The sequence below is a fragment of the Bacteroides finegoldii DSM 17565 genome, from assembly GCF_000156195.1.
Lineage (GTDB): Bacteria > Bacteroidota > Bacteroidia > Bacteroidales > Bacteroidaceae > Bacteroides > Bacteroides finegoldii.
The window spans coordinates 246,225-261,218 of record NZ_GG688322.1 but is presented as its reverse complement, the minus strand read 5'-3'; the positions used below and the strand labels follow the sequence as shown (position 1 = coordinate 261,218).

16 protein-coding genes are annotated in these 14,994 nt (G+C 51.1%); 4 read left to right on the top strand and 12 right to left on the bottom strand.

The annotated features are described in order from the left end of the window. The first annotated feature begins 37 nt into the window (after positions 1 to 37). The 4 genes from BACFIN_RS10895 to BACFIN_RS10910 all read left to right on the top strand — a co-directional run bounded on the left by BACFIN_RS10895 (position 38) and on the right by BACFIN_RS10910 (position 2,058). Positions 38 to 676 carry a glucosaminidase domain-containing protein gene (locus BACFIN_RS10895; protein WP_004295659.1) on the top strand — a complete coding sequence of 213 codons (639 nt, stop codon included), beginning with the start codon at positions 38 to 40 and terminating at the stop codon, positions 674 to 676. Between the two features lie 135 nt (positions 677 to 811). Beyond that, positions 812 to 1,555 carry a hypothetical protein gene (locus BACFIN_RS10900; RefSeq protein ID WP_004295657.1) on the top strand — a complete coding sequence of 248 codons (744 nt, stop codon included), beginning with the start codon at positions 812 to 814 and terminating at the stop codon, positions 1,553 to 1,555. Positions 1,556 to 1,578: 23 nt separating this feature from the next. After that, on the top strand, positions 1,579 to 1,761 hold the full coding sequence (locus BACFIN_RS10905; protein WP_004295656.1) for a hypothetical protein: 183 nt from the start codon (positions 1,579 to 1,581) through the stop codon (positions 1,759 to 1,761). Between the two features lie 12 nt (positions 1,762 to 1,773). After that, positions 1,774 to 2,058 carry a helix-turn-helix domain-containing protein gene (locus BACFIN_RS10910; protein ID WP_004295655.1) on the top strand — a complete coding sequence of 95 codons (285 nt, stop codon included), beginning with the start codon at positions 1,774 to 1,776 and terminating at the stop codon, positions 2,056 to 2,058. 67 nt (positions 2,059 to 2,125) lie between these two features. Here BACFIN_RS10910 and BACFIN_RS10915 read toward each other — a convergent pair whose 3' ends face one another. Genes BACFIN_RS10915 through BACFIN_RS10970 form a run of 12 tightly spaced genes read right to left on the bottom strand, consistent with a single transcriptional unit; the run spans position 2,126 to position 14,988 of the window. Then, the gene (locus tag BACFIN_RS10915) at positions 2,126 to 2,833 is read right to left on the bottom strand and encodes a TraX family protein (protein ID WP_004295654.1); all 708 of its coding nucleotides are present in this window, start codon (positions 2,831 to 2,833) and stop codon (positions 2,126 to 2,128) included. Between the two features lie 6 nt (positions 2,834 to 2,839). Further along, on the bottom strand, positions 2,840 to 5,149 hold the full coding sequence (locus BACFIN_RS10920) for a type IV secretory system conjugative DNA transfer family protein (protein WP_004295653.1): 2,310 nt from the start codon (positions 5,147 to 5,149) through the stop codon (positions 2,840 to 2,842). Positions 5,150 to 5,173: 24 nt separating this feature from the next. Next, positions 5,174 to 5,638, bottom strand: coding sequence for a hypothetical protein (locus BACFIN_RS10925; RefSeq protein WP_004303552.1), 465 nt, complete (start codon positions 5,636 to 5,638; stop codon positions 5,174 to 5,176). Next, positions 5,635 to 6,522, bottom strand: coding sequence for a conjugative transposon protein TraN (gene traN, locus BACFIN_RS10930; protein WP_004303553.1), 888 nt, complete (start codon positions 6,520 to 6,522; stop codon positions 5,635 to 5,637). The genes BACFIN_RS10925 and traN overlap by 4 nt, the downstream gene beginning before the upstream one ends. A gap of 35 nt (positions 6,523 to 6,557) precedes the next feature. Then, a complete protein-coding gene (gene traM / locus BACFIN_RS10935) occupies positions 6,558 to 7,739 on the bottom strand; it encodes a conjugative transposon protein TraM (protein WP_004295649.1) in 1,182 nt (393 codons plus the stop codon). Beyond that, positions 7,736 to 8,227 carry a hypothetical protein gene (locus BACFIN_RS10940; protein WP_004295648.1) on the bottom strand — a complete coding sequence of 164 codons (492 nt, stop codon included), beginning with the start codon at positions 8,225 to 8,227 and terminating at the stop codon, positions 7,736 to 7,738. The genes traM and BACFIN_RS10940 overlap by 4 nt, the downstream gene beginning before the upstream one ends. 25 nt (positions 8,228 to 8,252) lie before the next feature. Then, positions 8,253 to 8,849: a conjugative transposon protein TraK gene (gene traK / locus BACFIN_RS10945; protein WP_004295647.1), complete on the bottom strand. Its 597-nt coding sequence runs from the start codon at positions 8,847 to 8,849 to the stop codon at positions 8,253 to 8,255. A 28-nt stretch (positions 8,850 to 8,877) separates the two neighbouring features. After that, positions 8,878 to 10,005, bottom strand: coding sequence for a hypothetical protein (locus tag BACFIN_RS10950; protein ID WP_004295646.1), 1,128 nt, complete (start codon positions 10,003 to 10,005; stop codon positions 8,878 to 8,880). Between the two features lie 24 nt (positions 10,006 to 10,029). Beyond that, positions 10,030 to 10,707 (bottom strand): DUF5045 domain-containing protein, encoded by a 678-nt coding sequence (locus BACFIN_RS10955; protein ID WP_007752696.1) that lies wholly within the window; start codon positions 10,705 to 10,707, stop codon positions 10,030 to 10,032. After that, positions 10,697 to 11,401: a hypothetical protein gene (locus tag BACFIN_RS10960; RefSeq protein ID WP_004295644.1), complete on the bottom strand. Its 705-nt coding sequence runs from the start codon at positions 11,399 to 11,401 to the stop codon at positions 10,697 to 10,699. The genes BACFIN_RS10955 and BACFIN_RS10960 overlap by 11 nt, the downstream gene beginning before the upstream one ends. Positions 11,402 to 11,419: 18 nt before the next feature. After that, positions 11,420 to 12,160 carry a hypothetical protein gene (locus tag BACFIN_RS10965; protein ID WP_004295643.1) on the bottom strand — a complete coding sequence of 247 codons (741 nt, stop codon included), beginning with the start codon at positions 12,158 to 12,160 and terminating at the stop codon, positions 11,420 to 11,422. Continuing rightward, positions 12,154 to 14,988 (bottom strand): TraG family conjugative transposon ATPase, encoded by a 2,835-nt coding sequence (locus tag BACFIN_RS10970; protein ID WP_004303555.1) that lies wholly within the window; start codon positions 14,986 to 14,988, stop codon positions 12,154 to 12,156. Before BACFIN_RS10970 ends, BACFIN_RS10965 begins: the two co-directional genes overlap by 7 nt. Between the last annotated feature and the right edge of the window lie 6 nt (positions 14,989 to 14,994).

Below are 14,994 nucleotides of genomic sequence, written 5' to 3'. Positions count from 1 at the left end.
GCCACAAAATTATTTGCTGTAACCCCCTGAAAAAGAAATGCGCAACACTATTCTGACAATGTTCACCGCGATGCTGCTGCCTATAGCGGCATCCGCACAGTTCTACACGATTACCAAAGAGACGGAAGTCCAGCTGCCTCCGGTTATGAATAGTACCATAAGTGCTGATAATAAGGGAGAAACATCAGTTAACTGCACTGAAACTATAGGGAAAGACACGGTGACTGTTCCAAAGGACGGCCAAGCTGTCAATGCTCCCAAAGCCCGAAAAGGTGACAAAAGGATGTCCCTGAAAGTGACAACGGGAAAGTCGGAAAAAGTAAATCCGGCGACACCGGATGCAGGACTTCCCGAACTGACAATTCCTAATCTCTATAAAGAAATAGTAAACAACGGCATCCGCCATCCGAAAATAGTATTGGCACAGGCCATTTTAGAAACGGGGTGGTTCCGTTCAAAAGTCTGTCGCAACCGGAACAATCTTTTTGGCTTGACCAATCCACTGACAGGACAATACTTCGAGTTTGGGCATTGGACGGAAAGTGTACGTGCTTATTATACGAAGGTACAGTACCGGTATAAAGGTGGCAACTACCTCGTGTGGTTAAGGGATATTGGCTATGCGGAAGACCCCAATTATATTCGTGAAGTAATACGGGTACTGAAAACATTATAGCATTTTCAGAATAATATCTTTTTCAATTGATTTTGCAGTACTTAAGAATGTGATATAAGTCAAATACAAGTTATAGTTGTATTTTTTACGAATTTCATTTGTAATATAAAACTTTTATCGTATATTTGCAGGCAAATGGATTTACTTTCAAACATACAAGTCACAAAGTCAATCTTATCAGAAGAAAAGGCTGGAACGTTCATGACCTCTTTAGATGTAATCCAAAAGGTTATGAATGTACCAATGTGCGCATTAGCCTCATTGCTAAGGGCGAATGGGTATGATAATATTGATGATACGTCAAGCCTTTGTATAGATGAAAAAAGGCTTGAGATTTTCGCAGAAGCCTATGTGCGAAAAATCCGAAGTTATTTTATTAGTTCTCTTCGCAACGTTAGCAAACTTCCCCCAAAAGAACTAAGTAGTTTCAAGCAGTTTATTGAACTCTTTAAAAACAAGAATTTACAAAGAGAGCCTTCGAAATGGTCAGACATTGATGTCGAACATTTGATAGAAGTCTTTAAGGAAAAAGTAAAAAATGAAACACCTTCCAAACTATCCGCATATATTACTCGATTGACGGATTTGTTTGAAAAAATAACAGTAGATAAAAAAGAATTAGCTTTCCATCCTTTAGGTTTCGCAATTAGACCTACTTATGAGGTTTATTCTGCTAATGAAAAATTCCGACTGGAAAACCAAGTATTAGATGCTGTTATTCAAAGCTATTATTACATAGCGAAATCAACCTATGTTAAACAAGGATGGCACATAAATTTCCTTATAAGAAATATCTATGTAGCCGCAAGGTATCATATATTCTCTTCTGACTCTGACGATGATTTTAATAGTAAAAAGAAAATTGCATCCTATAATTAATTTTACTATTCAAATTATTTTTTATGAACAAAGAAGGTATTTTAAAAGAAATAAAAAACAGTAACCTCACGGAAGAGTGTAAAACAGAAGTCATTCAGATTATTGAACAATATGACAAAAATAGAGCTGAAGAAATTTTGCCTCTATTGTTCAAACTAATCGAAATTGCACCTACGCTTATAAAGCTGTTCTGTGGCCATTTATAAACAACAAAGATTATGGATATAGGAAATGCCATAAAATTACTTAGAAAGAGAAAAGATATTTCCCAAAAAGAATTGTCTAATCTGTGCGGAATTTCAGCAAATGCATTGTGTAGCATAGAATCCGGAGGTACGTTTCCTTCTAAAAGCACCATTGCTAAAATATGCAACGCGCTGAAAATTCCAGAGTCTTATCTTTTATTATTCAGCATTTCAGAAGAGGATATTCCTGAAAATAAAAGGATTTTGTATAAAACACTATGCGAATCAATAAAGGAGGACCTTATCCAGAATCTTTGATATGATGATTCTCACAATTTTGGTGGTAGAAGAGAACATACATTTAATTTGTATGTACATTACCTCTCTACCACCAATTCGCGAGACCAAAGATAACCATAAGATGCGCCGGATAAAAAGAATAGAACCCATACTTTGCTGTATTACCATGTATGAATCCTCTTGTTCCATCATATAAGCAGAGTACCATACACGCAAGCAATGCCCCAGCTATCCCGTAGTGCATTATGAGCGGAAAAGCACAGAACAACTGCGTCATTCTACCAAAGGGAGAAGCATACTTGTAACTACATCCCAACAAGTAAAAGATGACTATCATCAATATGCCTCTCCATTCGTAATCCACACCTAACCATGCGGCCAGCCACGCTATCATTAGGATTACACAACAGCAAAATACGCGGTACTCATGTAGTTTCTCAAAAGCGGCTAAAGCTGTTATTCCCAAAGCCAAAGTGAACATCACGTTATGCGTACCGTCCGCTCCATCCAGCAGATACCACGGCACTTCACTGATTACGGCGAAAAGCAGGAGCTGCAAAAAATATCTTCTTCGGTTTCGGGTGTGCCGGAAGCCCTCCGCAATCAAGAAAGCGAACACCGGAAAAGCGATACGTCCGATGCAACGCATCGTTTCATAAAGCAATGTGCCATCTTCCAGCAGGTAATAAGCCGAGTGGTCAACCACCATTGAAAGAACAGCAATGACCTTCAATGCGCTGCCACTCAGTTTCGGCAGGGCAGAGAATCCATGTAATGTACCTGACACATCCATAAGCTATCATCCCATGCCCAACAGTTCCCTGACCATATCCTCGACCTCCTGGTTGACCCGTTTGAAATTGCGGTTCAGCATGATTTCTTTCTCCCGGTCATTCTTGAACTCGTAGATTTTAGGAAGCGGAACGTAGTGGTCTTCCTCCTCCTTTATCTTCTTCATGTCGAAGTGCGTCTTGCAGAAATACTTCGTGGTCTTGAACTCTTCCGACTGCTCTATGTCGAAACGGTTGAGCATCCTTTCGTCCGTGGCCGTGAAGTCGCGTGCCGCCTGGCCTGCCAGCCAGCCGGTAGCCATGTCCGCAATCTTCGCCGCCGGGACGAGGTAGTCCATCTTCTCCGATATGGTGGTGGAGACCTTCTGGTCGTTGATGGAGATGGAGCGTGAGGTCTGCTTCGCCTTGCCGAAAACGTCATTCTGCGCCCATTCCAAGGTCTCCTTGTTGCGTGCCGCACCCATGAAGATATTGCCGCAAGTGGTGATTATCTTCTGCATCCCCACCTTGCCATAGTCCGCCTCCAGCTGTGGAAGTTCCTGAAAGCCCAGCGTCACGGCCACCTTGTTGGAGCGTGCCGTACCGATAAGACGGTCTATCTTGTGGAAGTACAGGGTGGGCAGCTCGTCCACGATGATGCTCACCGGGATGTTTCCTTTGGAGTTGACCCGTGTTATCAGGCGGTTGAGCACGAGGGCGTTCAGCGAACCGATGACCTGCTCCTTTTCCGGGTCGTTGGCAATCACGAGGTAGCTCGGATGCTCCCTGTCTGAAATCTTCAAGTCAAAATCATCCCCGGTAAACACCCAGTAGGCTTCCGGTGACACCAGCCGGGCGGCATTCACGCGGAGCGTGCCCACCATGCCTTCCAGCTGGTCGTTCGCTTTATTCTCGTAGGCACTCTTGAACGGCGCCATCAGAGAAGCTATCTTGTCATCCTGCATCAGAATGTTGAAAACCTGGTCGTAGGGTCTGCCAAGGAACGACAGCACATGTGGCATGTCCGAATACTCGCCCGTAACGGTGTCAGGCTCCACCTCGTTGCCCTCCTCGTCCTCATACCAGCAGCGGTCAATGACAATCCGTTTCCCTGTCCGGTCTTTATAGGAAAAACCGTTCAGCTCCACAAACATACGGTCTTCATCGGTAGAAACATCATTCCCGTTTTCATCCACGAAGTCCAGCACCACGTTCCCTTCCTCGTTGACGGCATTGAAATCATCCCAGTTCCGTATCACCAGTTCCAGTTTCTTTCCCTCCAGTGAGACAAACCGTTTCAGCCGCTTCCCGTTCCTGAACCCGACCGGGTGGAAGTTCACGAAGAAATAGATGATGGCCGCCAGAAAGTTCTCCGCTGAGTTGGTGAAGAACGCTTCCGATCCGCCTTTCTTCTCGCCGCCGCCCTTATTCAGGGATGCCAGCAAAGTAGCGGCCGTTTCCGAAGCCGCCGCCAAGTCGGGAATGTACTTCCGCTGTATCGGGTTGATGCGGTTGGAATACTCCACATCAGTAAAGTTGACGATACGGAATCCGCAATTATCAGGCAGTTTCCCTGCCTTGCGGTTCTTGCAGAACTGGTAGAACAGCGTCTTGGCCAGTGTCGGGAACTTGAAATCGTAGCACATCATGGCAAAACCCTTGGCGGCGTGCTGCCGGATGAACGGGTCGATGATGCCGAAGGACTTACCCGAACCCGGCGTCCCCAATACAATCGTCCCACGGAAGGGATTGATGATATTGATCCAGCCCCTGTGCATCTTCCGCTTCCAGTAGTATATCATCGGAATGTTCACCGAATAGTCGTTGCTGACCAAAGCCTCCGACTGTTGGAAGGATTCGTTCTCGAAGTTGAAGCGGTCTTCACCCACCTTGTAGTTGTAATACTTGGCGATGCCGTCCAGCCCCTGATGCACCAGCATTGTCCCCACCACCGAACAGACGGCATAGAGGATGCGGTTCGCAGGGAAACCCATCCAACTGATGCCGAAATCCATCCCGTGGAAGACGAAGCACAACCCTACAAAAGTCAGTCCTGCCAGTACGGGATAGACGACCATCGTCCTCACGTTGAACTTCAAGGCCTTCTTAGCCTTCGTGCCGATGCAGACCACACAGATGCAGACCAGCTCCGTCACCTTACAGCCCGATACCGAGTTGAAAATCTTGAAACGTCCCAGCAGGTCGAGGAGGAACTGCGTGATGCGGTTGTCCGCCGTCACCGGCAGGTTCATGACAATCTCTATGATGAGAAAGATGTAAATGCAGCTGCGGAAGTAGTTGTACATCTGCTGCTGTTCCCGTGTTTCCTCAAATGCCATATCCGTGTTCCTTTCTGTTGATGGTTAAAACGGTATCTTGAATCCGAGCAGCATACCGTTTCGGAACGTGTCTCCGTGTATGAAGTTCACATTGTTCTTTTGGGTAAGGGAGAACTCCCATCCGTTACGGAACACATAACTGTATTCAAAGCCTCCCTCCAGTCCGAGGAAGAACTTCCTTTCCACCGCCCCGAACTGCGGCCCGAAGCGAAAGCGCAACATTCCGTTCTTGTAACGGGCAAGGCGGTGCTTGTACACGATGCCGCCGTCCCAATAGTAACCTTTCCAAAAATCTGGCTTCCGCCAGTGGTTGCCGACCTCACCGAATACCTCCAAGGCATTGCCGTAGGCCAACGGATGCTCATAACCGACAGTCGCGTTGAGCGTGGAGGGGAACAGGAAGCCGGCATTGACCGTCAGTTTGCCGTCCTGTGCGGACGCACCAATCGTTACCACCGCACACAATAAAGCGAATATCAATTTTTTCATGGCTGTGAGGGATAAGTGATGTAATAATAGGGATAGTAGGCCGCGTTTTTCAGGATGTCCGAATCAAAGCCGTCGGCATGTAGGATGTCCTCGTATTCGATGGTCAGCGTGATGACACGTCCGCTGATCTGGTTCTCAGAAATCTCCAGCCGCAAGACCTTCTCGTCCGGGAACGTCAGCTTGGGTAGCACCAGCACGTTGCGGTAGCTCTTCTTGAACTTTCTGACATGGTTCAGGGAGAATACGGGAGACAGCTCGATGGTCTGCGAGTTGGTCGCCTTGGTCTCCTTCTTGTCGGTCAGCTTCACCCTCAGTTCCTCAATATCGTATGCGATCTTCGTTTTGTTCTGCAGGGAGTAGTCGATGAAGAAGTAGTCCCCAACGGCGTAAATGTTGTTGACGACGGCCTTCATGCCGTGCGCTCTTGACACAATCTGGTTGTATTTCCGTCCGCTGCCATAGACCGCCCACGCATACCGCGCCATTTCCGCCATCGGCATGGTGACCTCCGGGTTGATGTAGGACTGCGTATGGCTGTAAGGCACCTCGAAGATGGAAGCGGCCATTTGGGGCGACTGCGTATAGAGGATGTCGTACTGTGCGATGTGCCGCTCACCGATAAGCGTCAGCGTGCCCAGTAGCTCGTTGTCCCTGTAGCCTGCCTCCGGTATGGAGTCGCTTCCACAGGACGGTTTTATACGGACAATGTTGTCGGTACACTGGTTGCCGGCAATCTTCGTGGTGGAAATATCCACCATCTTGATGTTCTCCGGCATGACGATGTGCGTGGTCACTTCCCGGTTGACATAAATCCTTTCGTTGGCCGATGCGCCGGCAGCCGCCATAAAGAGGGAAAGGAAGCATAAAAGCATTTTTGATTTCATAGTGCGTATATTTATTATTTTACGGATTATGTTGCCTATCTCGCGTCATCCGAGTTGATTAGATAGACGATGGTGTTGTATTTGATTTTCGCCTTGTTCTTCCGGATATTGGAAGAGATGGCGGACGTGGCGGAGTTGTACATATTTTGTAGGGCTTGCAGGGCGATGGCCTCGCCTGAAATGCCCGAGCCGTAGCCGTCCTCCGACTCCAAGTTGATATTCTGCTGCACGGTGCTGGCACCAGCGTCCTTCACGAAATCCCTGAAAGCCGATTCGGGGACGTAGAAGCCTTCCATGCCGTCGTTGTCAAAGACCGAGAGTTTCACTTTGATGAACTTGCCACCCACAAGGATGCTGGTGACCGCCGCGCGGACACGCTGCCCTCCGAAGCCTGTCACCGTCCCGTACAGATAGGTGCCCTTCCGCAGTTTCGTGCCGCTGACCGTCACGTCATCCAGCAGCTTGAAGCGTAGCCGGGTGCCCTCGCGCGCCTTGGTGGTCTGGTCAATCATCGCCCGTATCAGGTTGGCTTCCGCCGCTTCATCGGGTGCCGATACCGTATGGAACTTTCCGGCACCGGCATCGGATGATTTGACGACAAGGTTCGGCCGGTTGCGTTCTTTTTCCTCCATGCGTACCTTGGCGATGGAATCCGCCCGTTGTTTTCGGGCCGCTTCTTCCGCTTCGGGATTGCCGAAACCCAATCCGCTCTCGATGGCTTTCTGCCGTTGGTAACTTCGCCGCTGGATTTCTTCAAGGTCACGGGCGAAATCGTCCTGTGAGACATTGCCCGAAGAACTGCTACCGTAGGCGTATGAATTGATGTGCTTCCTTGATTCGGCAAGGGAACGCTCCAGTTCCTCCATTTCCTGCTGCTGGCGGATACGCTCCGCTTCGGCGGCGTCGAGCCTGTTCAGCTCCTCCTCGCTGTAGCCGTGTTCCAGCTCCTCCTTGTCCTTTTCCTCCTCGCCGATGGCACCGACGGCGGTAAAAGCGTCCTCGTCACCGAAACGCCGGGACATCTCGGTCATCTTGTCGCCGGCTTCCTCCGCATTGGCCTCCGGCAGTTCCATGTTGATGCGGTCGGTGGCCACTGTCTGCCGCGTGTCACCGCCTCCCCCAAAAGTCTGCATCACGAAGTACACTAACGCGCAAAGCGGCACGAAGACCACCAGCGGAAAGATGTACTTGGGTTGTTTGAAGTTGATTTTCATCATGGGTTATCGTTGTTTTTGAGTGATTTGACAATGCTTTCCAGTTTCCCGTACTGCCGGACGATGCGGACGGAATCCGCACGGCTCTTGTGGGGCAGGGCTATCATGGAGTCCAGTTCCTCGCGGAGTGCCTGCCCTTCGGCGGCCAGTTCCAGCAACGTCTGCCGCTGTACGCCCTTGTTCGCCTGTATGGTACGGAAACCGCTGAAAAGCGGTTCCATGCTGGCGATGGCACTGATGTCTGGTTCCTGCCCATCGTTCGGACGCATACCGTCCAACGTGACGGTGACTGCCAACAGGAAGGACAAAGTGCCCACCACACAGGCACAGGTGCGCTTGGGATGTTTCCTTGCCCAAGCGTTTGCCAGCCTGATTCTTGCGGCCAGCCGGTATTTCGTGCCAATGCTGCCCAGCTTGGGCTGCAACCATGCCTTTATCTGGTCATGCGTCTTCAAGCGGTGGGCACGCCCTATTTTTCTGAGTGATTTCATATTTTCTTTGATAAGGTGTTACACGTCAATAATCCAAATCCTTGTTCTCTATCGTCCTCCAGTTCGTGATCATCAGCCCGTGCGGATTGTTCCTTGTCCTCGGCACGTTCTCGATGTAGCCGGTCGTGACCATCGAACGCTTCAAGTCCTTGGTGCGCCGCTTGATAAGCTGCGTGCCGTAATAGGTGAACTTCCGTTCATGCTCGTCCAGCAGGATGGAGTCGCACATGATGGTGCAGACCGCCGACGAGGATATGATGTCCGAATAGAAGCCGTTCTCGTCCAACGCCTGTTTCTGTTTGAGTGCCGTACCGTCCGCCATGTACATCGCCTTGCCGAGCGTCCACTTGATATAGTCGTTGTCGGGCGGCAGGTTGAAGAAGTACTGATGGAAGAGCTGGATGTGTGCTTTTGCCTCCATGGTGAAGTTGGCCTCTAACTGGGCGCGTTCCGCAAGGAACGGGATGTCGCCGTCAAGGACGTATATCTGCTGCCTCTCCTTGTTGACCAGCGAGATGCAGCACCAGACGGTGAAGCCGCAGATGACGGCGCAACCGGCGATGGTTGCCACTACCGTCATCATGGCGAGCCTTGTTTTCTGTGCCAATGATTCTATGAGCATATTCTTTCTTGTTTGATGTTGTTACTACCTATGATTTGAGGGACTTGCCCACAGAACCTGCGCCGCCCACCGCCGCGCCTACGGCACCTCCCGCCGCCGATCCTGCCGTGCTCGTGATGCCCATTGCCGCCGAACCTGCCACAGAACCTGCTCCGGAGCTTACGCCGCCGGGAATCAGCCATGAGGCCACTTCGGGAACAAAACGGATGATGTACGCCCCCACGAGCATACCCATGGCGTACATGCAGTTGGATCCGATGCCCTGCAAGCCGAGTGCGCCGATTTGCGACCATGAGTTGACGGAGCCGTGCAGGAGGTGGTTGTAGGCCACCAAGTCCTGCTGCAGGTTGTATAGGAGGATAAAGTCGATATAATAGAGGCACATGTAGGTCACGAAACCCCAAAGCGAGAGGGAGAGGTATTTCGACATCCACTGGCTCCATGCCGAGTTCCACGGCGGGGCGAGGGAGAGGGCGAACATGATGGGGCAGAATATCACCATGATGGCCATGAAGATGCGCTGCGCCACGAGGATGCCGTAATAGGACATCTGGAAGATCAGCTCGCCCACGAAGCGTATGACGTCGTTTATCCACTCGCTCATTTTCGTCTCTGCCGCCACCGCCGCACGCTGGGCGTAGTTGTTGATGGTGGTGCCGAGGTTCTGCACGTTGTAGATGAGCTTGTCCCACCATGCCGCGTCCTGGCCGATGGCGGCCACCTGCTGGGCGGTGGCGATGGAATCCTGCACCGTCCTGAGCCGGTCAAGGTACTCGCCCTGCTTCTGCGCCACTTTCAGCTCGAAAGCGGCCACTTCCTTGTTCTTTGCCTGCGCCATCGCTTTAGTAGCGGATTCCAGTCCCTTGCCGGGCACCTGCAGGGCCGAGCATATCCACGAAGAGGAGGAGATGCAGATGGAGATTCCCACGATACGGAACAGCTTCATCACGTCCATGCCGCGCCGTCCGAGCATCATCATCCAGCACTCGTAAGAGCCGACACAGAGCGCGAGGCACAGCCCGATCACCCGTGCCATCCCGACCGCATCGCCCAGCACCGCCACGTTGGGAAATGTTTCCATGGCGACCAGCAGCTTATCAAGGCTCTCGTCGATGGCCGGCAGGCCTATAGTCAGAAGTGTACATAATAGATTCATATTCTGTCTTTGTTTGTAAGTGTCCTAATAATGCGTAGCTGCCACCGCGCACAGACGGGCGGTACGGTCCACCAGTTCCTCCATCTTCGCCTTGACTTCCTCGTATGCCTGCTGCCGCTTGGCGTTCTCCAGCCCGTAGCCGACTCCCGTCTTGTGGATATAGGCGATGTCCGCACAAAGGATCTCGTTCTGACGGCTCAGCTCGTCCACCTGATGTTTGAGTTTGCCGTCGCTTTTCTTCATGCAATAGAGCAGTCCGTCCGTGATGCAGCCCTGCATACGGTTGAACTCGTCCTTGTAAGAGGCGTAGGTCAGATCCACGTTGCGGTCCGCCTCCCTCAGCAACTCTTCCTTGTAAAGTTCCTCTATGTGCGTCCGTTCCTCTTCCACCTTTTTCACTTTCTGGCGTTGGGTCTCTTCCGAGGTCACACGTACCGGCATGATGCGCTTTACACTGGACTTCGGTTCTTTGAAACGTACCCGGAAGCCCGACTTGAAACCGGCCCACTTCCAGTACATTTCCGCACCGGAATATTTATTATGGAGGAAGTAATAGTACCAGTCAGGTGCAAAGTCCCAAGGGCCGTTCTCCATTGACTGCCATTGTTTCGCCTTCTCGTTGTCACGGGACGGCCTTTGGGCATAGCCTGCAAGAGGAAGTCCTATAAGCATTATTCCGATAATGATTTGTCTAACTTGCATATCCTTGTTTCCATTTGTTGATGACTTTGTCCGCTATCTCGTCCTTGACGCTGGAGTTCAGGATTTCCCAGATGTAGTCCGGCTTCCAGCCGCAATCGGTTATGAGAAAACAGTACAGGTTCGCGTTGTCGATGATGTACCTCGCCTTGTCGATGGTGGTTTTGAGCGTCATCACCAGATTCAGCTTCTCGTCCATGGAGGCTTTCATCAGGTTGATGCCGGAGGCGGCCACGGAAGCATATAGTTTGTAGCAGTGTTTGACTTCACGGGAAATGGCTACGTTGGCATCCGCATAGTACCATGCCACGAATGGTTTCTTGGATACGTGGCTGAACGTATTGGATGTAAAGTCCTTGTAGTCCCTGACCAGTTGGTACAGCGAGTTGGCAGTGGAGGATATGGCACCGGCCAGCACCAGATAGGAATGGGCGTTACTCAGCTTGGTGTCGAGCGTGGTGCGGACATCGTTGAACTTGACTGCCCCTTTGGTGAGCAGCGACTGTTCGCCAAAACTGGTTGCCACACGCTGCAAGGCCTGGTCTTCGTCCTTCTTCACGGCTTTGTGCAGGGCAATCAATGCCTCGATGGTCGGCAAGTCCTTCGGCAGGACATAGGCGGAGACCTTCACCGGCTGCAAAAAAGCCAAAGCCAGCACAAGGGTAAAGAGTACCATTCTTATCTTCCAATGTTTCATAGCTGTATCATCAAAGGGTTAATAATTTGCCGCTACCAGTCCGTTCCAGTCCTGAATCAGGCCGCCGACTTGGTTTTTCATGGTCACTACGTTGGCCCAGCCTTCCGGGTCTATGGCGAAGAATAGGTCGTTAGCTGTCGCGAACTGCGCCATCAGCATCATGCCCTCCACCTTGTAGCGTATTTCCATCAGGTCGGTATAGATTCGGTTGGCCAGTGACAGCCGTTCATAACGGTCAAGCAGGTTGTAGCCGTCGCTCTTCTTTTCCGCCGTGCCTTGTCCTTTGAGGGGATTTTGCACCTTGGCGTTGTTCACGATGTTCACGAAGTTACCTACCAGTTGCTGTGTCTCCATCACGAGGCCGCCCAGCTCCGTCAGGCAGGCGAGCTTGTTCTTGAACTTGGCCTTATTCACCGTGTTTATCAGTTCCGGCACGTCTTTGAGTATGTCAAAGGCGCACGTGCCGATTTCCTTGTAGTACAGGCTCTCCGTCCCGAAACCCGAAATGTTCTCCATCGTGAGCTTGTAGAGTTCCTTGATGGTGGCCATGCTCACCGAATAGAGTTCCACCTTCTGCTTCTTGGAGGCGATGGAATCCAGACGCTGGTTATGCTGGTCTTCTATCAGTTTCTGTGAGGCGGTATTGGCAGCCACCACCTTGATGCAGTTCTTGTCAATGACAACCTTCCATCCGGCAAACACCGGGGTTGATGCGGTTGCCATTAAAACCATTACCAGTATGTATCGTAACTTTACCATTGTGACATTACCTTTTGATGTTCATTTACTTTCCTTGCAAATTCCAGATATTTCGGACTTCCTGCACGTTTGCGGTCGGCTTCGATACGGGTTATCGCCTCCTGCATCGTGCCGTAATGGGCGAGGTATACCTTCAGGGCTTCCTTTTCGCTCCGTTCGGTCGTGTATGCCCAGTAACATTCCGGGGCTTCCTCCACACCATACACGTCCGAGTTTTGCCCACGGCATATCCACACCTCTTTGAAGTAGCTGCGCCCCTCGCGGTTGTTCAGGGCGTTGATGGTGAATATCTGCTGCCGCTGGATGGGCGTGAGACCCAAGATGGCGGCTATCTGCTCATACCTGTCCTTGAACTTTGTCTGGTCCAGCAGTATCTTCACGTCGGAGTTGTTGATGATGGCCTCCTTGACGATGGGCGAGTCAATCACGTCGTTCAGTTCCTGTGTGACCACCCCGGCGATGCCGTGGAATTTCCTGACCGTTTTGTACAAATATTTTATGTATTCCGCCATGGTGGGTGAGGCGATGGCTTTCCATGCCTCTTCGATTATCAGGGCTTTGCGCCCTTTCTTGATGCGCATCTTTTGCAGGAACACGTCCATGATGATCAGCACCACGATGGGGAAAAGCACGGGGTCATCTTTTATCTTGTCAATTTCAAAGACAATGAAACGCTCGTCGAAGAGGTTCACGTCAAGGTCGGAGTTCAGCGTCACTTCCAGCTCGCCGCCCCGGTAGAACTGTTTCAGGATGGCGGCGAAGTCCCGGATGTTGAACTGGATCTTCTCCTGCGAAACGATTTGCGGAATGCGCTCCAGTGCGAACTCATAGTAGGAGTTGAAGGACAATTCCGTTACTTTCAGCCTGCGCTTCTGCTCCTCGATATGGTCAATCTGCTTGTCTATCTTGATAAGTATGGAGTTGTTGTACAGTTCCTTCTTGTAATTCTCGATAATCAGCAGGGCGCGTTCCTTTTCCCCTTTGCTGGCCGCCTCGTCCCGGGCAAGTGCCAAGAGGGAACGGCACTGTCGGAGCAGTTTGAGCCGCCGGGCTTCTGTCGGAAGCATCAGTGCCTTGCTTTCCGATTGCTTGTCGGTTTCCGCATCCTGAATTTGGGCGTCAATGTCCTCCATGCTGTGGGAAAACTTGTCATAGTCCTCTTCCATCTTGGAGGCGACCAGCAGTTTCTGCCTCAGTCCTTCGCGCTCTTTCTCTGTGAACTTGGTAAAGGGATGGAAGTAGGCTTCGTAGTATTCCACGATGGTCTGGTTAATGAGCATGTCCTCAATCTTGGTCGGAAACTCATTGCCCTTGTATATCAGGAATATCAACGATTTGAGGAAGTTTTTCTTCTCCCCGAAATTTTGGTCATACTCTTCCTTTGTCACCTTGAACGGGTTCATGGAGATGGGCTTCTCTTTGGAGTAAGAGATGTATGTGCCCTTGTAGTAGCCGCAGATACCCTCGTAGGAATCTCCCGTATCGACCATGACCACATCGGTCTGCTGCTCCAGCAGCTGGCGGACGACACTGTTCATGTGGAAGCTCTTGCCGCTTCCGCTCGGCCCGATGCAGAAGAAGTTGGCGTTGTCGGTCATCTTGACCTTGCCTTCCTTGCCGGTGATGTCGATGCAGACCGGTAGTCCCTGACGGTCGGTGTAATAGGTGGTCAGCGGTGTCTCCTCCGATCCTTTCAGGTGTTCTTTGAAGAAGAAGCACAGAGCAGCGTCAGAGAGTGTGAGAAACAGGTCATAGTCCGGATTGAAGGCGTAGGCGTTGCCGGGGAAGCTGTCCGTGAACAGCTCCAGCTGGTTGTAGGCAGTCCGTGAGGGCATGATGCCGCACTCGTACAGCTTGGTTTCCAGATAGGAGGTGACGGGTGTCACCTTGTCAGCCGGGCAGCTCACCAGTATGTTGAAGTTGCAATAGACCAGCTGCGTGCTGTCTATTGCCAGCCGGTTCAGCACCTCCTCGATGTCCGCCTTGGCAATCTTGTTGCTCGGGTCAGGCATGGAGCCGTGGCGTTTCGCCTTGGCCTGCAGCTTCCGTAGTAGTTTCCGTTGTTCGGGAATCTGCACCACTTGGTTGAACACCACACAGTCCGAAAAAGGAATTTGGGTCAAAAAGGACAGCAGGTCGGTGGCGATGCCGTAGCCGTTGATGCTCATTTGCGTATAGGGCTTGATGACGGACGGCAGGTTAATCTCGTCTATATCCACTAACGGGTAAGAACGGATGACCCGGCCACCGGTTTTCAGGTACTCGTCCGATGCCTTGAAATTGGTCATGGAGAAAGGGCCGTGACGGAAACGGAACGCCATGAAGCGGTGGCAGTACTCATTGACCTCCGCCTTGCTGAGTTTGCGGTGCTTTATGCCCTTCTCCTTCAGGATGTCATCCACTTTGGCCACTTTGGAATGGAAGTCCAGCCACCTCTTCGGGTCGTACTGCACGAACTGGCCGCGCCGTGCCTCCTGCGTTATGATAAGGAAGGTGCGTATCTCGGTGAATTCCCTTCCCTCGAAGTACCTGAAATAGCTTTTCGTAAGGAACTCCGCATTTTCGGGCACCTCGTGGCGGTAGCTTTGCTTGCAGAGGATGTCCTGCTTCTGCAAGGCATAGCCCTCCCCAAGCGTCTGCACCACGCCCGAAAGCACGTCCTGAAAACGCAGGTACTGCTCCGCGTCCGTACACAGCTGCTGCACGGGGTTGGTCATCTCGAATATGACCGACGGCTCGCCCTTGGCCGAGAAGAGGACGACATTGCCGTCCGTCTCCTCCAGCTGCGCATAAAGTCCGTCAAACGCTCTTTTCCGTTTTTGTGCCATGCTTTT